Below are 17,886 nucleotides of genomic sequence, written 5' to 3' on the forward strand. Positions count from 1 at the left end.
CATGAAAAGCGAGTCACGCCTCCTCATCGGCGCAATGGCAATGCTTGCCTTCGCAGCCAGTGCCCTGGTGGTCATTCCCTATGTGCAGGTCGCAAACGTCGAGCCCACACCGGGCATGAAGCCCTATACGTCGACCGAGCTGCGCGGACGGGAGCACTACATCAGCAACGGCTGCTTGTATTGCCATTCGCAGCAGCCACGCGCTGCGAGCATGGCGCCCGATGCGAAAAGGGGTTGGGGTCGTGCATCGGTGGCGGGCGACTATGCCTTCGACACGCCGCATCTGCTAGGAACGATGCGAACCGGCCCCGACCTTCTCAACATCGGTGCCCGCCAGCCGAGCGTGCAATGGCATCTGGGCCACTTGTATCAACCACGCGCATATGTTCCCGGCAGCGTCATGCCGAGCTATCCCTATTTGTTTGTCATCAAAGATCAGGCAGAGCCAGGCGATGTGGTCGTGCAACTTCCGGAGGGCAATGCGCCGGCCGGCAAGGTCGTGGTCGCCACCCCCGAGGCTCAGGAGCTGGTGAGTTATTTGTTGAGCCTGGACCGGACGCATCCCGTGCGCGAGCAAGAACGCTAGAAGCCCCTCATGAGAAAGATCTCTCCTCAGCAGCGCCGCGAACACAGCGACCCGCACGAGAACAGCAGGCCGGTGCCGAGATTCGTGCTCGGGTTGGCGGGCCTCCTCGGGATCTATGGCGTTGGCTACATTCTGGTCGAGAACCCCAACACGTCTCCCGCTTGGGGCGATGGCCGCACGATGGCCGAGCTGAGCGCCGGCAACGCCGCTCCCGGCAATGCTACCAATGCACTCGATGGCGCCGCGCTATTCACTGCTCGATGCTCAGCCTGCCATCAGGCTAGCGGCACGGGCCTGGCAGGCGTATTTCCGCCGCTCGCCAATTCGGAATGGGTCAAGGGCGCCGAACGTACGCTCGTCGCAATCGTCCTCAACGGCGTCGAGGGCGAGCTGACGGTGAGCTCCATCAAGTACAACGGAGTCATGCCGGCATTCAAGGAAATGCTGAGCGACGACGAGATCGCCGCAATCGCGAGTTATATTCGAGGCGCCTGGGGCAACGGCGCCGGTCCGATTGCGGCGCAGGTCGTGACTGAAATGCGCAAAGAGACCGGGGTGCGTGGCCCGTTTCACGGCGATGAAGAGCTTGCCAGGTTGGGCCAATAGCTTTTCAGGCGGTTGCCCCGGTGCGTCGACTGTACTCGTGAGCTCTGTAGATGAGGAGAGCGGCCAGGCTCACGGCGACCCCGACTAGAGCTCGACCCGTCATCTGCTGATCGCCAAACAAATAGTTCACACACAGCCGCGATTCGCTGACTTGAAATAACGAGCCCACCGAGCCAAACATCCAGCACAAGTTGCCGAGCATGAACATGCGAAGCACTTCGCTCATGCGCCGCCAGCTCAGCGCCAGCATCCACCCGGCGAACCACCAGCTCGCGTACTTCGCGAGGGCAACGCCGGGTTGGAGCAGTGAGTTGTCGAGCGAGGCCGGGATCATCCAGTAGGCGGACACGCACAGGACCAACGTGATGGCCGTTAGTCCACGATAGTCAATCTTTTCGATGACCCAAGCAGTCCCGCCTGCGTATGAAACCATTAGCGCAGCCGCAGCCGCTCCCGAAAGAAACAACAGCGGAAACTCGAGCAGCATATGAAGCAGCATACGAGTCTCGATGAAGTGACGCACGCCATCCAGGAACAGCACGGATGGCAGAATCGTGAAGCACGCGGCGTATGCCCCTGCGCGCTTCATTGGCGGGTTTCTCGATACGATTCATCGATCGCACGTGCCGTTTCACGCGCCTGCAATCCCGCTCCTTCGAGCGCCGCCTGCCAGTTGCCATAGTCGTAAATTCCACGGACCTGACCGTACTGATCGATGAGGTGCAGTGCGCTGTTGTGAACGAATCCTCCCGTGCCGTCCTCGAGGGCAACGATACCGAGCGTCCGAAGCAGTCTGTCCGCCTCCCTCTGATCGGCCGGCCGTACCACACGCCACACACTCGCGTCTGCTCCGTGTCGTTGCGAGTAGGCGGCGAGTTGCTCTGGTGTGTCGCCGGCCAGATCGAAGGAGACCGAGAGCAACGAGACCGGCATGGTTTCAACCTGGCGCTGTAACTCTCGCTGCATCAATCGAAACTGCGCTCCGAGCCCCTCGCACAGCCCCGGACAGCTCGTATAGATGAAGTCGACGATGTAGATGCGCCCAGAGTTCGCATCCTTGGACCAGGGAAGCCATCGCACGTCGGAGCTCTCACCAAGCGTAACCGGCGACGCCCACATCCGGCCTGCGCGTGCCTGTTCTCGACGCTGTGACTCGAACGTCCAGTTCTCCAGGCCGCTCGTCTGTTCGAACACGGCGAACACAAATGCACCCGCGAGCACGGCGCACACGCACGTCGTATTTATGAGCGCATCGGTCATCCTCGAGCCTGGCTTTACCCTGGTCGAGTCCGCTAGTACAGCCATGCGCACTTTTGGCGGAAAAGGCGGTTCGGCTGTCGTGCGGCTCTTACGGTAGAGCTCTCGTCGCCACGCCCGGACAGGCCATGAAGACCGAAGACATCAGGCCTGCCATTGGAACCGCCGTTCACGTGGAAAAGGTCGCGCTCCGGGACGACGAGGTCGCGCCGCTGTCTGGAGTTGCTTGAAGCGCGTGTGCTGGTGTTTCCTCGCATCGGCCTGAACGACGAAGAGCAACTCGCGTTCACCGACAAGCTCGGTGCGCGTGTGAATTTCACATCGCGCTTGCCGGGAGGAAACAAGAGCGCACAGGATGCTTTCGCGACTCCGGACGCCGAATGCACCGCACCTGTGGCGGGTGCGGAGGCGTGGTCTAACTCTCTGACTTTCCGAGAACTCGACACGCCAGACCCGGGTGAGCCAGCGGGCTTTCGTTGCTCTGCAAAATGCTTTCCTGTCCCCGGCAAGCCATCATTTAGCTTCAAAATATTTCACTTTCAATCAGGAACTGTCATGATGCCATCTAACTCGGACAATTGTGGGCGCCGGAGGTAACCGGTTACCCCATGCCGGGCGAACAGCTCATATAACGAATGATGGGGGACCTATGTCGATGTCGAATCGTCGATCTGTCGTTTCTGCCGCTGTGACCGCGGCCTTGTTGAGTTCCGCCTATGTCATCCCCCTGGCAGCCTCGGCTGCGGAGACTGACCAGCAAGACACCCAGCTCGAAGAGATCGTAGTCACCGGCTTCCGCGGCTCGCTGAACACAGCACTGGCTGAAAAGCGCGCGGAGACTGCGGCTATCGATGTCATCGCAGCCGAGGACATCGGCAAATTCCCGGACAGCAACCTGGCCGAATCCATGCAGCGCATTCCTGGCGTGACGCTGTCTCGCGGCGATGGCGGCGAAGGCCGCAATATCTCGGTGCGTGGTCTGGGTCCACTGTTCACCCGAGTCCGGATCAATGGCATGGAAGCCGCTGCGCAGAGCGGCTCCAGCGATATCTACGGCGCCGGCAACAGCGGCCGCAGCTTTGACTTCAACGTCTTCCCCACCGAGATCTTCTCGCAGCTCGCAGTCCGCAAGACGCCTTCGGCGAATGTCGAAGAAGGCTCGCTCGGCGCCACCGTCGATCTGAAAGCGCCCCACCCGTTCGATTTCGAGCAGGATCGGGTGTTCACGCTGACCGGCCGCGGCGTGTTCAATACGATCAGCGAAGACGTCGATCCTCGCGCCTCGATGCTGTTCTCGCAAAAGCTCTTCGATAACACGTTTGGCGTCCTGGCCTCCGCGGCCTTCCAGAAACGTAACATTCGCGAAGTCGGTTATTCGGCCGTCGACATTCTCTCGGCCAATACCAACGCCAACAATATCGGCACCAACGCGGCCCCGATCCTGCTGCCCTACTGCACGCCGATCGGCTGGACCGCGACTGCACCGAGCCCCGTGCCTGGCAGCCGCGGAGCAACGGACACGAACTGCAGCTCCCGCACTGCCCGCTCGAGCAACCTGGACGCCTTCAACACGGTCTATAACTTGCGTCGCGAGAGTGCCCCCAATACTCCGGGCAGCGGCGCCTTCCTGCCTCGCCTGCCGCGCTACGTGAACTCGGAGCAAGACACCGAGCGCACTGGCGGCACCCTCTCGCTGCAGTGGAAACCGAACGAGAATACAGACATCGCCCTCGATGGCCTGTTGTCACGCTATCAAGTCGAGCGCCGCGACAATTACATCCTCGGTCTGTCGTTCGGCCGCAATCTCACCAACAGTGGCCAGCCGATGGTGTCGGTTCAGGACATTTCATTCGATCGCAACGGCTCGGTGGAATACGCCGTGTTCGACGGTGTCGACGTGCGCTCCGAAGGTCTGGTGGATCAATTCGTCTCCACCTTCGAGCAGGCGAACCTGACGTTCGAACACCGCTTCAACGATAAATTCAAGATCAGCGGTCTGGCCGGCCGGTCCAACTCAATCTGGGACGGCCCGATGCGTCTGCAGACGTTCCTCGACGCCATCGACACCCCCAACTTCACACTCGACTTCCGCGGCGGCCGCGAAACTCCGCTGATCGGCTTCGGCATCGACGTGAACGACCCGGGCAGCTTCGAGTACGCCCCGACCCCAGATGGTAATCAGACTGTGCTCGGCGGTTTCTCCACGCAGGGCAAACCGTCCCGCAACGTGACTCAGATCGCGAACTTCGATCTGGCCGGCGAGTGGCAGGCCACGGATCAGATCGCGCTGACGCTCGGCGGCCAGTATCGCGAGAACGATTTCCATGCCCGTAACTCGAACCTCGTGCCCTCGCAGGTTCCGGTGCAGGCGCTGCCGAACGGCGTGACCGTGGCTGACATTTCAACTCGGATCACCGATCTGGACGATCTGTTCGGAGCCGGCGCACCGGCGAGCTGGGTAGCGGTCGACTCGAAGAAATGGCGCGACGTGTTCAACTTCGGCGACATGGATTTCTGCGGCGTCGAATGCGGCGCCGGTCAGTCGCAGATCCTGGAGAAAGTCACCAGCGGCTTCTTCCAGTTCTCGTTCGACAGCGGCAGCGACTGGCGCTTCCCGGTCCGCGGCGATGTCGGTGTGCGCTATGTGAAGACGGACCAGACGGCCATCGGCCACATTCCTGTCGCCGCTCCCGCCGGCGCGCCATACCCCACCGTCGGGCAGCGCAATCAGGTTGACCGCGAATACAGCGACACGTTGCCATCTCTGAACGTGGTGGTCGATCTCACACCCGATCTGTTGGCGCGCTTCTCGGCGGCAAAGGTCATGTCACGCCCCGAACTCGGCAATCTGACCCCGACCGCAACGATTACCGCCACGACGCGCACCGGCACCGTGAACAATCCGTTCCTCGATCCGATTCGCGCCAAGACCGCGGACCTGAGTCTCGAGTGGTATTTCCGCCCGGGCTCGCTGCTGTCGGTCGCGTACTTCTACAAGGACATCGAGACTTACATTCAGCGCATCACCAGCCCGGTCGTGTACACCGAGCTGGGGCTGCCTGACGCGCTGCTCGCTGGCACTCCGGCCTCGCCCACCGACGTGTTCAACGTGAGCCGACTGGAGAACACCGACGGCGGTCCGCTCAAGGGCTTCGAGCTCAACGCGCAACTGCAGCTCGACATGCTGCCAGGCATCTGGAGCCACTTCGGCGTGCTTGCCAACTACACGCGCGTCGAATCGGAGATCGAGTACATCCTGACCAGCAGCGGCGGTGTCGTCACGTCCTCGACCACGGCCGATCTCGTCGGATTGTCGAAGAACTCCGCGAGCGGCACGCTGTTCTACGATGACGGCGTCTTCAGCATTCGCACCACCGGCACCTACCGTGACAAGTACATTCGCGGTATTCCGGCTTCCGCTGGCAGCGACCTGCAGGGTAACGGCGACACGTTCTATCTCGACGCCGCGGCCTCGTGGAACTTCAATGACTATCTGACGCTGATCCTGGAAGCGCAGAACCTCACCGAAGAGCGCAACACGTTGTTCATCGACAGCGTCCGCGAAGACACGCTGTTCCAGACCGACATCGGCCGCACCTACACGCTGGGCGCGACGATCAAGTTCTGACGGTTCGGCTCGATAGTCAACCACCCGCACACCGCGCTCGCGAAAGCGAGCGCGGCTGCGACCAGCGACACCAGCCGAAAGCTGTAGACGAACGACTCTTTGAAAGCTTGTTGAAGCTCATCTCGTCGCGCTTCGTCCATGGAGCGAGGCGGTTGAGCTTCAGCCAGTTTCGGAATCTCGGCACGCACGAGCGCGCGCGTTTCGCTCGACAGTGACATTCGATCCAGACGCTCATCCACCGCCTTGCCGAACGCGGCAACGGCCACCATTCCCAACACAGCCACCGCGAGCATCCCAGCGATGCGTGCAGTTGCGTTGTTTATGCCCGACGCAACGCCCGCGTGCCGATCATCGACGGCGCGCATGACACTCGTTGTGAGCGGCGCCACGCTGACCGCCATGCCGAAGCCCACCACGACCATCGGTGGGAAGAACGTCGTCCAATAGGAGCCGCCGATGCCCGGCAAGGCGAGCAGCGCAAATCCGATCGCCACGATTGCCGGTCCCACCGTTAACAGCGTGCGCGCGCCATACCGATCGATCAGCCCGCCCGACCAGCGCGACAGCACGCCCATGACGAGGCTGAAAGGCAGGAATGCCGCACCGGCCAGCGCCGCCGAATAACCCTGAATCCGGATCAGGTTGAACGGGATGAAAAACATCGCGCCGCCCAGCGCGAAATACAACAGCAGCGTGATCGCATTTGCACCGCTGAAGTTTCTCGACCGGAACAACTCTAGCGGCATCATTGGATGGCTTACTCGCGCCTCGCGCCACAGGAACAAGCACAGCATGAGCACCGCAAGCAATAGCGAGCCCCGCACGGTCACTCCCCGCCATCCCTGCTCCGATGCCAGCGTCAATCCATAGGCAAGCGCGCCCAGCCCCACGACGGCAAGCGCCCCACCGCCCCAATCAACAGACACATTGCTCGATTCATCCCGACTCTCGGGCATGCGCCAGATCGTGAGCGCAACAGCGACCAGTGCAATCGGAACATTGATCAGAAAGATGATTCGCCACGACCAGGTGTCCACGAGCCACCCGCCCAACACCGGCCCCAGAGCAGTCGTGAGCGCCGAAGCGCCCGCCCACGTGCCAATGGCGCGACCTCGCTCCTGTTCGGGAAACATCGCACTGATGATCGCGAGACTGCCTGGAACCAGCATAGCCCCGCCGACGCCTTGCACGGCTCTTGCTGCGATGAGTGCAGCGGCGTTCGGCGCCCAAGCACACGCTATCGAAGCGGCCGCGAAGACCGTGACACCGATGATGAACACACGCTTGCGACCGAATCGATCGCCAGCGGCGCCGCCGACAAGAAGCAACGCGCCAAGCATCAGCATGTATGCATTGACGATCCACTGAGCTTCCCGCACCGCTGCAGCGAGATCTGCTTGAATGGCAGGCAGTGCAACGTTGACGACCGAGGTGTCGATGAACGCCATGCTCGAGCCGACGATCGTTGCGGCCAAAACCCAGGGCTTGGCGTTTTCCGGACAAACAGAATCGCCGGGCCGAGTGCCGCGAATGACACTCTCGTCACAGGAGATGAAGGCAGAACTGTTCATCGTGTGAGGTTAGTCGGTGTTTTTCCGAAGCTGCCTGGACGAACCGATCAGCATTTGACGCCCGCATGCCAGCAGGTGTCATGATTCGCCCCTACCCTGCGCTTTCAGCCAGCCGAAGGAGGAGACGATCATGGTCAAAGCCATTCCCGAAGGTTATCACTCGATCACTCCCTACCTCATCATCAAGGGAGCGAGCGACGCGATCGAGTTCTACAAGCGCGCATTCGGCGCGACCGAAGTCATGCGTATGCCGAAGCCCGATGGGACGATCGGCCACGCCGAGCTTGCCATCGGCGACTCGAGAATCATGCTGGCCGACGAGTACCCGGAAATGGGTTATCGCAGCCCTCTGTCAATCGGCGGCGCGGGCATCAGCATCATGTTGTATATCGAGAAGGTCGATGAAGTCTTCAAGCGCGCCATCGCCGCGGGCGCGCAAGAATTGCAAGCCGTCAAAGATCAGTTCTACGGCGACCGTTCAGGGACCCTGCAGGATCCCTTTGGCCACATTTGGACTGTGAGTACGCACGTGGAAGATCTGACGCCCGAGGAGATGGGCCGACGCTCCGAGGAATTTGTGAAGCAGTCGGGCAAGTAACGACTGTGTTGGACGCCTTCGAGTTATCAGTCGACGCGCGCCTGCCGGGCAGAGCGCGCGTTGTAGACGAAGCCCGCGATGGCCGCGAGCGCGACGAGGCCTTGTAACAACAACGTCTGTACGGAAGGAAACACGCCCACCAGCTCGATCCGTGGCAAGGGCAATGTCTGTACCGACAAAATTCCCGCTTCCTGCAACGCCTCGGCTCCCTTGCCCGCTAACACCACCGCGAGTACCGCGATGAGAATGGAGCTGACGGAAAAAAACTTGCCGATCGGCAGGCGCGCACTGAATTTCAGCAGCGCGGCGGAAACAAAAGCCAGCACCGCCGCACCCGCGACCAGGCCACCCAGTAGCGCGGCTCCATTGCCCTCGCTGCTCAGCGCCGCATAGAACAGGATGGTCTCGAACACTTCGCGATACACCATCAGGAACGCAAGGCCCGCGAGCAGCCACGCCGACCGGCCTTGCAAGATCCCGGAGAGATTGCTCTGCAAGTAGCGCTGCCAGTGCCCGGCGACGCTCTTCTGATGCATCCACAAGCCTACGGTCAGAAGCACGAACGCAGCGAACAGCGATGCGTATCCTTCCGTCAACTCACGACTCGCACCGCTGATGTCGATCAGATATCTCGCGACCAGCCAGGTGACGCCACCGGCCGCAAGCGCCGAGATCCAGCCACCGTGAACATAGGGCATCAACTCCTGGCGTCCGGACTTGCGAAGCAACGCAACGATGGCCACCACCAGCAGCAGTGCTTCCAATCCTTCTCGCACGAGGATCGTGAAGCTCGCGATGAACGTCGTCGCCGCGCCGGTGTTGCTTCGCTCCAGAACTTCATTCGCCGAGCTCAGGACCTCTTCGACAACCGCGAGGTGCTGCTTCAGTTCGGCAGTCGTCGCGCCCCGATCCAGACGCGCTCGATATTCCGACATCACCTCTTCCACGCGCGCCATGAGTTTGGCATCGCGTGCCGCCAGCCGCGGCTCGATCGGCTCGATGCCATCGAGATATGCAGACAATGCCAGTCGCGACGCCCCCTCGGTGTTGCCCGACTGGTAAGCCGCAAAGCTCTGATGCAAACGAGAACGCGCGAGCGCCACACCAGTCTCGCCGGCAAGCGCAGTTGGAGTAGCTCGGAGATAAGAAAGCACGGCCTGTGCGCGATTCGGATCCAGCTCGCCGGAAAGCTCGTTCTCGGTCTGGCGGACCAACGTTTCCAGACCCGGAATGCGTTCACGCAGCGTTGGGTCTTGCCGCCAGAGTTTGGCGCCCTCGTCACGCGCAGTTGCCGGATAAGCAAGCGTGCCGACGTAGAAACTCAACGCCCAGCGATCCTCCGCCGACAGCGACGAGAATCCCGGCATCGCTGTGCCCGCGACACCTTGGCTGATCGCTTCATACAACGAATAAAGACTTCGTGAACGCGCTCGCTCTGCATCGGTAAATGCGATCGGCGGCGGATCGAGTTGAGCTGCAGCGGGCCCATCGCCATGACCTGCAACGCCATGGCAAGCCACACACTGCTCTTGATACAACGCCGCTCCGCGAGCGAGATCGGGCACAGCCTTCGGCGCAATCGGCACCGGATAGATCGCCAACAGTTGATTGGCGAGCCCGCGGGCGATCTGTGCCACCTTGGCTGCGTCGGCCTGCTGAGATACGGCTGTTTCCAGCAACTGGCCCTGCTGAGCCAGCAGCTCCTGATCTTCGCGCGAAGGCAATGACTCCACGCGCTCCCGAATGGTCGCCGTGAACTCCACCATCTCCTTATATTCGCCGGCGTCGCTGACCTGTCCGTCGAGCACGGCGCCGGCGTAATCCACCGCGACATAATCGATGAGCTGCCAGAGCTGGCGGACCTGCAGATCGAGGTTGTCATCCTCCGCCGACATGGCCCCGTTCGTCCCGAACAGCACGAGCCAGGCCATGGAAGCCACGATCCGCGCCAGCCATTGGCCGCGGATTGATGAGAATGAGAACCGATTCATCCAGGGAAGCGTAGCGACGCCTGCCCTGCGAATCAAATTAAGTCGGCGACAATCAGCGGGACAAAATGTCCCAGGGGGCGAGGTTGTGAGCATGCCGACGCGCGTTGGCGAGCGCTTCCCGCGCGATCAGGATCCCTTCTTCACGCACGATCGGATGCAACGCTCGCGGCTCACCATCGACAAAGTACCGCTTCATCGTCACATCGCCGCGGCATTCAACGCCTTCTCGCTGCGGTTGAATGTGACGTTCTGACCGACCGGCGCAGCAGCGGGTCCATGCTCATGAAGCAGGCATGGACCCCGACTGGCTTCCCGAAGCTGGTTACTTCGGGGACACGCCCATGTACGCCTCGCCGGCGCGGACGTAGTGCCAGATTTCTTCCGAGTTACGCGCAAAGGCTTTGGACAGCAGTTCCTCGCCCTTCTCGCGTTGGCCGGTGCGGATGTACCACGCCCCCACTTCGGCCTGGCCGCTGTCATCCTTCGGCTCTGCCGCGAGCGCGCGCAGGAACAACGGTTCAGCCTTGGCATTTTCGCCGGCCTCGACGTAGACACGCGCGATTCGGAACCAGTCGCCCGACTCGCCACCGCCGTTCAACACCTTGTCGAACAGGGCCTGGCCCGTGGCCTTGTCGCCGGACAGGTAGTAGGCGCGGCCGATCTGAATCAACTCCCAGCTGCCGCCTTCGGCCAGACGTTCGGCTTCTTTCAGCGCGGCGACGCCAGCTTCCTTCGCAGGCTTGCCGCTCAGGAGGGTCATGCCAGGACCCTTGGTTTTTGCCGCATAGCCAATGCCGACACCGGCAGTCAAACACGCCGCGGCCATCACCACCACTGCGACCTTCTTCATTGTTTCTTCCTCGAGCACTGTTCGAATGGAGCGCGAAGAGTACTGCAACGGCCGGGTTCGCGACCAGCCGGACTCGACGAGTCGATGCGAAGCTTGCGGCGCACATCACATCGCAGACACCTGTCCACCGATGTGGACACCCAGCGTTGCGTGCGCGCTCGGAAATTCACGCGATTGTTCGTGTCTCACTCGCCCAGGCGAGTTGGTACGCCGCTTGCTCTGCTCCTGTTACCATTCACCAAAGGAAGCAGAAAATGCGGAACGGTCTCCGAGCAAGCATTCTCATGGTCGGCCTCGGCTGCGCCTGCAACTCTCAAGCACAGGAATCGGCGGGCGCATACCTCGGCGCCAGCGTCGGCGAGGCGAGCAACGAAGTAGGCGAATTCAAAGGCAGCGACACTGCATTCAAGCTGACCGCTGGCTACGCCTTCAATCGCTACTTCGGCATCGAGCTCGCCTATATCGATGCGGGCACACAGGCGGATACCGTCGACAGCGTGCTTATCGAAAATGAAAGCACCGGCGTGATTGCAAGCGCGGTGGCCCGTCTGCCGCTCGGCGAGCAGTTCGCTGTGTTCGGCAAGCTGGGCTATGCGTTCTACGACTCCGAGGCCACCGGGCGTCTCGGCGATCTCGTGGCCCGCGATAGCGATAGTGGCGAGGATCTGGCGTACGGCATCGGTGTCGAGCTTGCCGTGCTCCGAGGGCTCAGGCTCCGAGCGGAATACGAAGTCGTGGACGTGAGCGACGGCGATTTCGACGTGGTTTCGGCCGGCATCGTCTACCAATTCTAAGGTCACGCGCGTGAACAGGTCAGCCAGGGGAACGGTTGCCGCGATCATGCTGTTCGGCATGCTCGCGCCGCTCGCATCGATCGCTCAAGCGCCGGATGAAAGTCGCCTCGAGGTCGAGGATCTGCAGTGTCGAGGCAACACCGCGACGACCTGCGATTTCATCCTTGGCTATCTGTACCTGGAACGCGGCGATGCGCTCGATGAAGCGGAAGTCCGCAATGCGCAGCTGCGACTCGCCACGCTGCGCATGTTCAAGTCCGTCAACATCTACCTCGAGAAAGGTTCGGCACGCGGCAAAGCCATCGTCATCGTCGAGGTGGCTGAAGCCAATCAACTCGCCACGGAGTGGCTGGTAGGCGCGTCTTATCGCCTTGGCGCCTTCAGGAGCGTCACGGCAGGACGCCTCACCAATCAAAACCTGTTCGGCGCGGGCAAGTTCGCCGATCTGTCACTGATCACGGTCCAGCCGCTCAACGGTCCTTCCGAGGAGGCCTACGTAGCAGCGCTGCGTTATGCCGACCCGCATCTGTTCGGCTCGCGACGCTACTTCGGCATCGTGACAGCGAGCTATGTCGACGCGGAAGTCGGGACGCGCGACGGCAATTTCGGTGAAAACACCATGCTGCGCTTCGGCGCGACGCTCGGACGCCGGCTCTGGGACTTCTCCTATCTCAGCATCGGTTACGGCTATCGCGCCCGCCTCGAACAACGCACCGGCCGCTGGCAAAAGGACGGAACCTTCGAGCTCAAGGAGAACCGCAATCGGCACGCTGTCGACGTGCTGTACGGCTGGAACTCCGAAGACGATATCTACTTCCCGACGCAAGGCTCGAGCTTTCAAACCGGCTTCGGCTGGAACAGCGGCACCGATGACCCGGACAACGAATTCCATCTCCAGTTCCGTAAGACCTGGCCGCTGGTGGGCGGCTTCGTCTCGGTGAAGCTCGGCGGCGATCCGAGTCCGGAATACCGCCAGACATTCAGCGAAAGCCAGTTCCTCTCAGTCGCCTATGCGCGAGCGCTGCCGCCCAGCGACTTCATTCAGCGGGGCCGCTGGTACGTCGAGGCCGGCAACAGCCACGCCGGCTACCGCGAGGGCGGCCAGCTCATCAACGAACTCGGCCTCAAGGTCGGCATCCGGCTGGAAACATCGACGCTCGGCTTGATCGACTTGTACGTGCTGGGCTCATGGGATGAAGACCGATGATCCGGCATTGCGTGGCGACGTTCACGCTGCTGCTGTATGCCGCCGCCGGCTGGACCGGGCAACTCACGCCCTCCCTGGATTCCGGGCAGCTGACCGTGCTGATCGAAGCGACCGAGTGGCCAGCCACACTGCGCAAAGATCTCACCAGCGGATTGACCAATCGCATTCTCATCCGCGTGCGCCTCGCGCGCGGCGCCGAGATCGTGCAACAGCGCGCCGTCGAGATCGCCATCAGGTACGATCTGTGGGACGAGCGTTTCACGATGAACGTAACTCTGGACGGTGTGGCCGCCGAGGCTCGCACGATTCGGAATGCGGAGGAAATGCAGGCAGCTTTGCGCAAGCTGCGTTTGCCACCATTGTTTGCAGGCGATGGTGTCGCCGCCGCGCAAGCTCACACAGTAACGGCCGAAATCCTGTTGAACCCGGTCGATCGCGAGCGCATGGAGATGATCAAAAAGTGGGTCGCGGAGAACAGCATTCCTCCCGCCGACATCGGCGGCCGCACGGCGGGCGGCGCTCTGTCCGTCACCCTCTTCAACCGCATCTTCGAGCAATACGCCAAGGGCGCCGACCTCGCGGCCGTCTGGCAGGAAACATCGACGTCCCGGCCCTTTCGGCTCCAGGAGCTCACCGATGAAAGCCGGTGACGTGCGGATTCCGCTCTTTCTCACCATCCTCGTCATGAGCGCCGCGCCGCTGCTCGCCGCCTTCTATCTACTCGATCAGACGCTCGCGACCAGTCTCAACCTGGGCTTCAACCCGCAGGTGGTACGGGTACTCGATCGGTCCTCCGAACATCTGCGCACGCTCGGTCGCCTCGATGCCGAACACCGCGACGCCTATCGAGCGCACTTCGAGGAGGTGCAGAGTCTGAAACAGGTCTACAGCGATCCGGCGCTGATCCGTCGTGGCATCGAAGGCTCGCTCAAAATCTATTTCGGCGCCGGGCTCATCGCCACGGTCCTGCTGGCCGTGCTTGCGGCCGCCCTGCTGAGCCGACGAATCGCCGGGCGCTATCGGCTCGTGTTCGAGGAACTGACGAGTCAGCGCGAGAAGGTGCGCTACCTGCAAGAAATGTCCTCGTGGCAGGAGCTCGCGCGGATGCTCGCGCACGAGATCAAGAATCCGCTGACGCCCATCGAGGTGCTGGTGAGCTCGCTGTCACGCTCGTATCTGCAAAAGACCGAGCCCGAGTTCCGGGCGCAGCTGGCCAAGACGGAAAGCATGATCAACGAGGAGCTCGCCCATCTCAAGAACACCGTCAACCGATTCGGCGAGTTCGCGCAGCTGCCCCAGGTCGTCGTCGCAGAGCAAGACGTGGCGGAGGTTCTGGCGCAGCAGGTAAAGATCCTTGCACACGCCATCGAATGCGCTGAGATCGATCTGCGCGTCCAGACCAGCGGCGTACGAGCACGTATCGATTCGACATTGCTCCGGCAGGTGCTCACCAACATCGTTCGCAACGGCCTCGAGGCGAATCCGGACCGACTCGTGCGTTTCGTTGTCGATCTCACGTCCGATGCGAGTGAGGTCCGGCTGACGCTGACGAATGATGGCGTACCCGTCCCGACCAATCTGGCGCCGCGCATCTTCGATCCCTACGTATCGAGCAAGACCGGCAACAACAACATGGGCCTGGGACTCGCAATCGTGAAGAAGATCGTCATCGAGCACGGCGGCGACATCGCCTATATCGAGCAAGCTGGCCAGCCGGCCTTTGTCATCACGCTGCCGAGAGTGTCATGACAGTCATCGACACCGCGAAGCCGACCGTTCTCGTCCTCGACGACGAAAAGAACATTCGTGGGTCGATCGAGATCGCGCTCGAGTCGGAGGGTTACCACGTCCTGTCGGCACACGACGCCGCCTCTGCAATGCGCACGCTGAATGAACGCGTCGTGGATCTCTTGCTGCTCGACATTCGACTGGGCGATATCGACGGTCTCACGTTCTTCAGGAAGCTGCAGAGCGACGGGATCGATGTTCCTGTCATCTTTATCTCGGGTCACGCCACGCTCACCGAAGCTGCGCAAGCGGTGAAACTCGGCGGCTTCGATTTTCTGGAGAAGCCGTTCACGACGGAGAAGCTGGCAGTAAGCGTTCGGCGCTGCCTCGAATACACGCAACTGCAGCGCCGTCTGAGCGGTTCGGAAGCGCTGGCGCAAGTACCGCAGATTGTCGGGGACTCACCTGCCATCAGAAAGCTGGTCGCCGAAGCGCTGCGCGTCGCGCAGACCAGTGCGAGCGTGCTGATCTTGGGCGAGAGCGGTACGGGCAAGGAGCTCGTCGCAAATTCGATTCACGCTCACAGCTCGCGACGCGATGCGCCGTTCGTCAAGGTCAACTGCTCGGCGATTCCGGAGAACTTGATCGAAAGCGAGTTGTTCGGCCACGAGCGCGGCGCCTTCACCGGGGCTGCCAGCGCCAAGCGAGGACTGTTCGAAGTCGCCAATCGCGGCACGCTCTTCCTCGATGAAATCGCCGACCTCGCCCTGCCCGCTCAAGCCAAGATCCTGCGCGTCTTGCAAAGTGGCGAGATTCAAAAGGTCGGATCGGAGCGCAGCCTCAAGGTGGACGTGCGCGTGCTGTCGGGCACGCACAAGGATCTGAAGAAAGCCGTGGCGAACGGAGCCTTCCGCGAGGATCTGTATTATCGGCTCAATGTCGTCCCACTTCGTGTTCCCAGCCTGCGCGACCGCGCCGAAGACATTCCGCTTCTCATCCGCGTCATCGCCCAGCGCCTCTGCGCGAAGAACAACTTGAAAGAGAAGCAGATCGACGAGGACGTGCTGTGGGAGCTCAAGCGCTACGCCTGGCCGGGCAACGTGCGCGAGCTGGAGAACGTGCTCGAACGCATGCTGATCATGAGCGGCGAGCGCATCACGGTGATGAACCTTCCCGACGAAATCTTTGCCACCGAGAGCGACACCTCGAATGCCAACTCCGCCCTGCGCGAATTCCGCGACAAGACTGAGCGGGAGTACATCCTCGCCGTACTACGCAAACACAACGGCAATGTGAGCCAGGCGGCGATTGAGCTGGGGGTGCGCCGACCTTATCTGCACAAGCGGATGGGCGTGCTCGGGATAGCGAAGAAAGACATCTACGCCGAAAGAGGCGCACGGCCGTAGCGGTGCGCCCCACTTCTCCCCAGCCCGTTAGAACGTACCGCTCAACGTAAACGGCTGTCCGCTCGCCGTTCCCGTGACGATATAGGTGTCGCCGCTGGTCGGATGCACCGTGCCATTGCCACTCATCTGCACGGCAAAGGTGCGATTGGTTCCAGGCGTCAGCGTCTGGCCGGAATTCAGCGAAAACACATAGGTTATCGCGCTGGCCGTGCTGCTGTTACTTTGGGAGATGATGCCGCCGATCGTGTTGTATTGACCCGAGGCGCTCACCCCCGCCGTTCGCTGCACCGTGATCGTGATCGACAGCGCAGTGATGGCCTCCGTATTCGACAGCCGCAGCTGTTCTTCACTGAACCAGCCACTGCTGCTCGTCACTACGCCGGTGGCGGTCACCGATCCAACGGGAGAGCTCTGCCCCGCTTGCGTTACCGCGATGGGTCGTGAGATCCCGCCGCCGCTGACGGTGACTGTTCCGGTGCGCGCGGTCGTTCCAGTGTTCGCGGTCGCGTTCACGGTAAAGCTTCCGTTGTTGGCGCCCGAAGCGGGCGCGACGCTGAGCCAGGTCTGATTATCCGTAGCCGTCCAGCTGACGTTGGATGTAACGGCGACTGCCGCTGAAGACGCGCCAGCAGCTAACGAGAGCGACGCGGGCGATACGTTGAGATTGTTGCCCGTCCCCTGAAACACGCTCGCCATCACCGAGGTGGCTCGGATGCCGTTTGCTCCATTCACGATCCGTTCGCCCCACGGCGAGAACGTCGTGCTGAAGTTCTGCACCATGTCGAGCACGACGCCACCGCTGCCGTTGCCCGACCAGGACCAGCCGATATAGCCATTGCCGCGCTGCTGGGCCTGCGAAAAGATCGTCTCCACGTCGACCGGCTGACCGTTGTTCTGCGGACCGAATTCGCCAATCACCAGCGGCAGCGCCATGTCATCGAACGCCTGCATGTAAGCGATGATCGGCTCCGCCGTTTGATACACCTCGTACATGTGCACGCTGAACAGCAGGTTGCGGCGGGAGTCGGCATTCCACAACTGCATGGCGTTGGTGCGCATGGTGTTGGACCAGTCCTGGCCCCAATTCGCCGCGTCGATCATGATGGTGTGCGTGAGACCCGCCGTCCGTAGTGCCTGGATCGCCGCGGTCGTGTCGGGAACGTAATTCGCATTGGCCGTATTGCCGAACGGCTCGTTCGCGATGTTGATGATCACGAAGTTTTCCTGGCCATTGATCGCAGCCCGAATATCCGCGCTGGTCCAATATGCGACCGCGTTCGAGATCGGCACCGCCGTGGTCTGTTCGCTCCAGCCCGTGGAATCATGGACCTCGAGCACCGCAATCATGCGATTGTCCTTGGCCCATTGAATGACCTGGCTCACTTGAGCGCCCGGCACACGCGCCCACTGCCCACCCGTCGACAGCACGATACGCACCGTGTTCGCTCCGGTAGCCGCCATCGCGGCGAAGTCCTGTTGAGTCGGCCGCGATTGGTACCACGTGTACGGGTAGTTGATGCCGCGCATGATGAACGGCACGCCGTTGTTGTCCACCAGTTGACCGCTCTGAATGGAAAAGCCGGCGAAACTGAGACCGGGCGCGAGCAGCAACGAAAGAAGCAGCAGTCGCGCAAGATGCTGAAATACAGCCTTCATAACCCCTC

General features: G+C 61.6%; 16 protein-coding genes. 10 read left to right on the forward strand and 6 right to left on the reverse strand.

All coding sequences use genetic code 11. The features are described 5' to 3' along the window. The first annotated feature begins 1 nt into the window (after position 1). Positions 2-586 carry a cbb3-type cytochrome c oxidase subunit II gene (locus EK373_RS30245; RefSeq protein ID WP_129648932.1) on the forward strand — a complete coding sequence of 195 codons (585 nt, stop codon included), beginning with the start codon at positions 2-4 and terminating at the stop codon, positions 584-586. Between the two features lie 9 nt (positions 587-595). After that, complete coding sequence (locus tag EK373_RS30250) at positions 596-1,192, forward strand: c-type cytochrome (protein ID WP_129648935.1); 597 nt, start codon at positions 596-598, stop codon at positions 1,190-1,192. A 4-nt stretch (positions 1,193-1,196) separates the two neighbouring features. On the opposite strand, the gene EK373_RS30255 is transcribed toward EK373_RS30250, so the two are convergent. Together EK373_RS30255 and EK373_RS30260 are read right to left on the reverse strand one after the other, a co-directional pair. Then, a complete protein-coding gene (locus EK373_RS30255; protein ID WP_129648938.1) occupies positions 1,197-1,781 on the reverse strand; it encodes a hypothetical protein in 585 nt (194 codons plus the stop codon). Continuing rightward, the gene (locus EK373_RS30260) at positions 1,778-2,452 is read right to left on the reverse strand and encodes an SCO family protein (RefSeq protein WP_157994605.1); all 675 of its coding nucleotides are present in this window, start codon (positions 2,450-2,452) and stop codon (positions 1,778-1,780) included. The genes EK373_RS30255 and EK373_RS30260 overlap by 4 nt, the downstream gene beginning before the upstream one ends. A gap of 652 nt (positions 2,453-3,104) precedes the next feature. Between EK373_RS30260 and EK373_RS30265 the strand changes: the two genes are divergently transcribed. Beyond that, positions 3,105-6,077: a TonB-dependent receptor gene (locus EK373_RS30265; protein WP_198683767.1), complete on the forward strand. Its 2,973-nt coding sequence runs from the start codon at positions 3,105-3,107 to the stop codon at positions 6,075-6,077. Here the strand turns inward: EK373_RS30265 and EK373_RS30270 are convergent. Next, positions 6,047-7,648 (reverse strand): MFS transporter, encoded by a 1,602-nt coding sequence (locus tag EK373_RS30270; RefSeq protein ID WP_129648947.1) that lies wholly within the window; start codon positions 7,646-7,648, stop codon positions 6,047-6,049. The two genes, EK373_RS30265 and EK373_RS30270, sit on opposite strands and share 31 nt — an antisense overlap. Before the next feature lie 127 nt (positions 7,649-7,775). Here EK373_RS30270 and EK373_RS30275 point away from each other — a divergent pair, with 127 nt between their 5' ends. Further along, the gene (locus EK373_RS30275; protein WP_129648950.1) at positions 7,776-8,246 is read left to right on the forward strand and encodes a VOC family protein; all 471 of its coding nucleotides are present in this window, start codon (positions 7,776-7,778) and stop codon (positions 8,244-8,246) included. A 26-nt stretch (positions 8,247-8,272) separates the two neighbouring features. Here EK373_RS30275 and EK373_RS30280 read toward each other — a convergent pair whose 3' ends face one another. Then, complete coding sequence (locus EK373_RS30280) at positions 8,273-10,177, reverse strand: FTR1 family protein (RefSeq protein WP_198683771.1); 1,905 nt, start codon at positions 10,175-10,177, stop codon at positions 8,273-8,275. Between the two features lie 151 nt (positions 10,178-10,328). Between EK373_RS30280 and EK373_RS33255 the strand changes: the two genes are divergently transcribed. Beyond that, entirely contained in the window at positions 10,329-10,490 is a 162-nt protein-coding gene (locus EK373_RS33255; protein WP_157994606.1) for a hypothetical protein, read from the forward strand. A 69-nt stretch (positions 10,491-10,559) separates the two neighbouring features. On the opposite strand, the gene EK373_RS33260 is transcribed toward EK373_RS33255, so the two are convergent. Next, complete coding sequence (locus EK373_RS33260; protein WP_157994607.1) at positions 10,560-11,087, reverse strand: tetratricopeptide repeat protein; 528 nt, start codon at positions 11,085-11,087, stop codon at positions 10,560-10,562. Positions 11,088-11,341: 254 nt separating this feature from the next. On the opposite strand from EK373_RS33260, the gene EK373_RS33265 reads away from it, so the two are divergent. The 5 genes from EK373_RS33265 to EK373_RS30305 are packed head-to-tail and all read left to right on the forward strand — an operon-like array spanning position 11,342 to position 16,222. Next, on the forward strand, positions 11,342-11,881 hold the full coding sequence (locus EK373_RS33265) for a porin family protein (protein ID WP_157994608.1): 540 nt from the start codon (positions 11,342-11,344) through the stop codon (positions 11,879-11,881). Positions 11,882-11,891: 10 nt separating this feature from the next. Beyond that, positions 11,892-13,088 (forward strand): BamA/TamA family outer membrane protein, encoded by a 1,197-nt coding sequence (locus EK373_RS30290; RefSeq protein WP_157994609.1) that lies wholly within the window; start codon positions 11,892-11,894, stop codon positions 13,086-13,088. Continuing rightward, on the forward strand, positions 13,085-13,738 hold the full coding sequence (locus EK373_RS30295; RefSeq protein WP_129648956.1) for a hypothetical protein: 654 nt from the start codon (positions 13,085-13,087) through the stop codon (positions 13,736-13,738). The genes EK373_RS30290 and EK373_RS30295 overlap by 4 nt, the downstream gene beginning before the upstream one ends. Then, on the forward strand, positions 13,725-14,837 hold the full coding sequence (locus EK373_RS30300; RefSeq protein ID WP_129648959.1) for a sensor histidine kinase: 1,113 nt from the start codon (positions 13,725-13,727) through the stop codon (positions 14,835-14,837). The genes EK373_RS30295 and EK373_RS30300 overlap by 14 nt, the downstream gene beginning before the upstream one ends. Then, entirely contained in the window at positions 14,834-16,222 is a 1,389-nt protein-coding gene (locus EK373_RS30305; protein WP_198683772.1) for a sigma-54-dependent transcriptional regulator, read from the forward strand. Before EK373_RS30300 ends, EK373_RS30305 begins: the two co-directional genes overlap by 4 nt. 27 nt (positions 16,223-16,249) lie before the next feature. Here EK373_RS30305 and EK373_RS30310 read toward each other — a convergent pair whose 3' ends face one another. Then, complete coding sequence (locus EK373_RS30310; RefSeq protein WP_129648962.1) at positions 16,250-17,878, reverse strand: cellulase family glycosylhydrolase; 1,629 nt, start codon at positions 17,876-17,878, stop codon at positions 16,250-16,252. Positions 17,879-17,886 lie beyond the last annotated feature (8 nt).

The sequence above is a fragment of the Peristeroidobacter agariperforans genome, assembly GCF_004138335.1.
GTDB lineage: Bacteria > Pseudomonadota > Gammaproteobacteria > Steroidobacterales > Steroidobacteraceae > Steroidobacter > Steroidobacter agariperforans.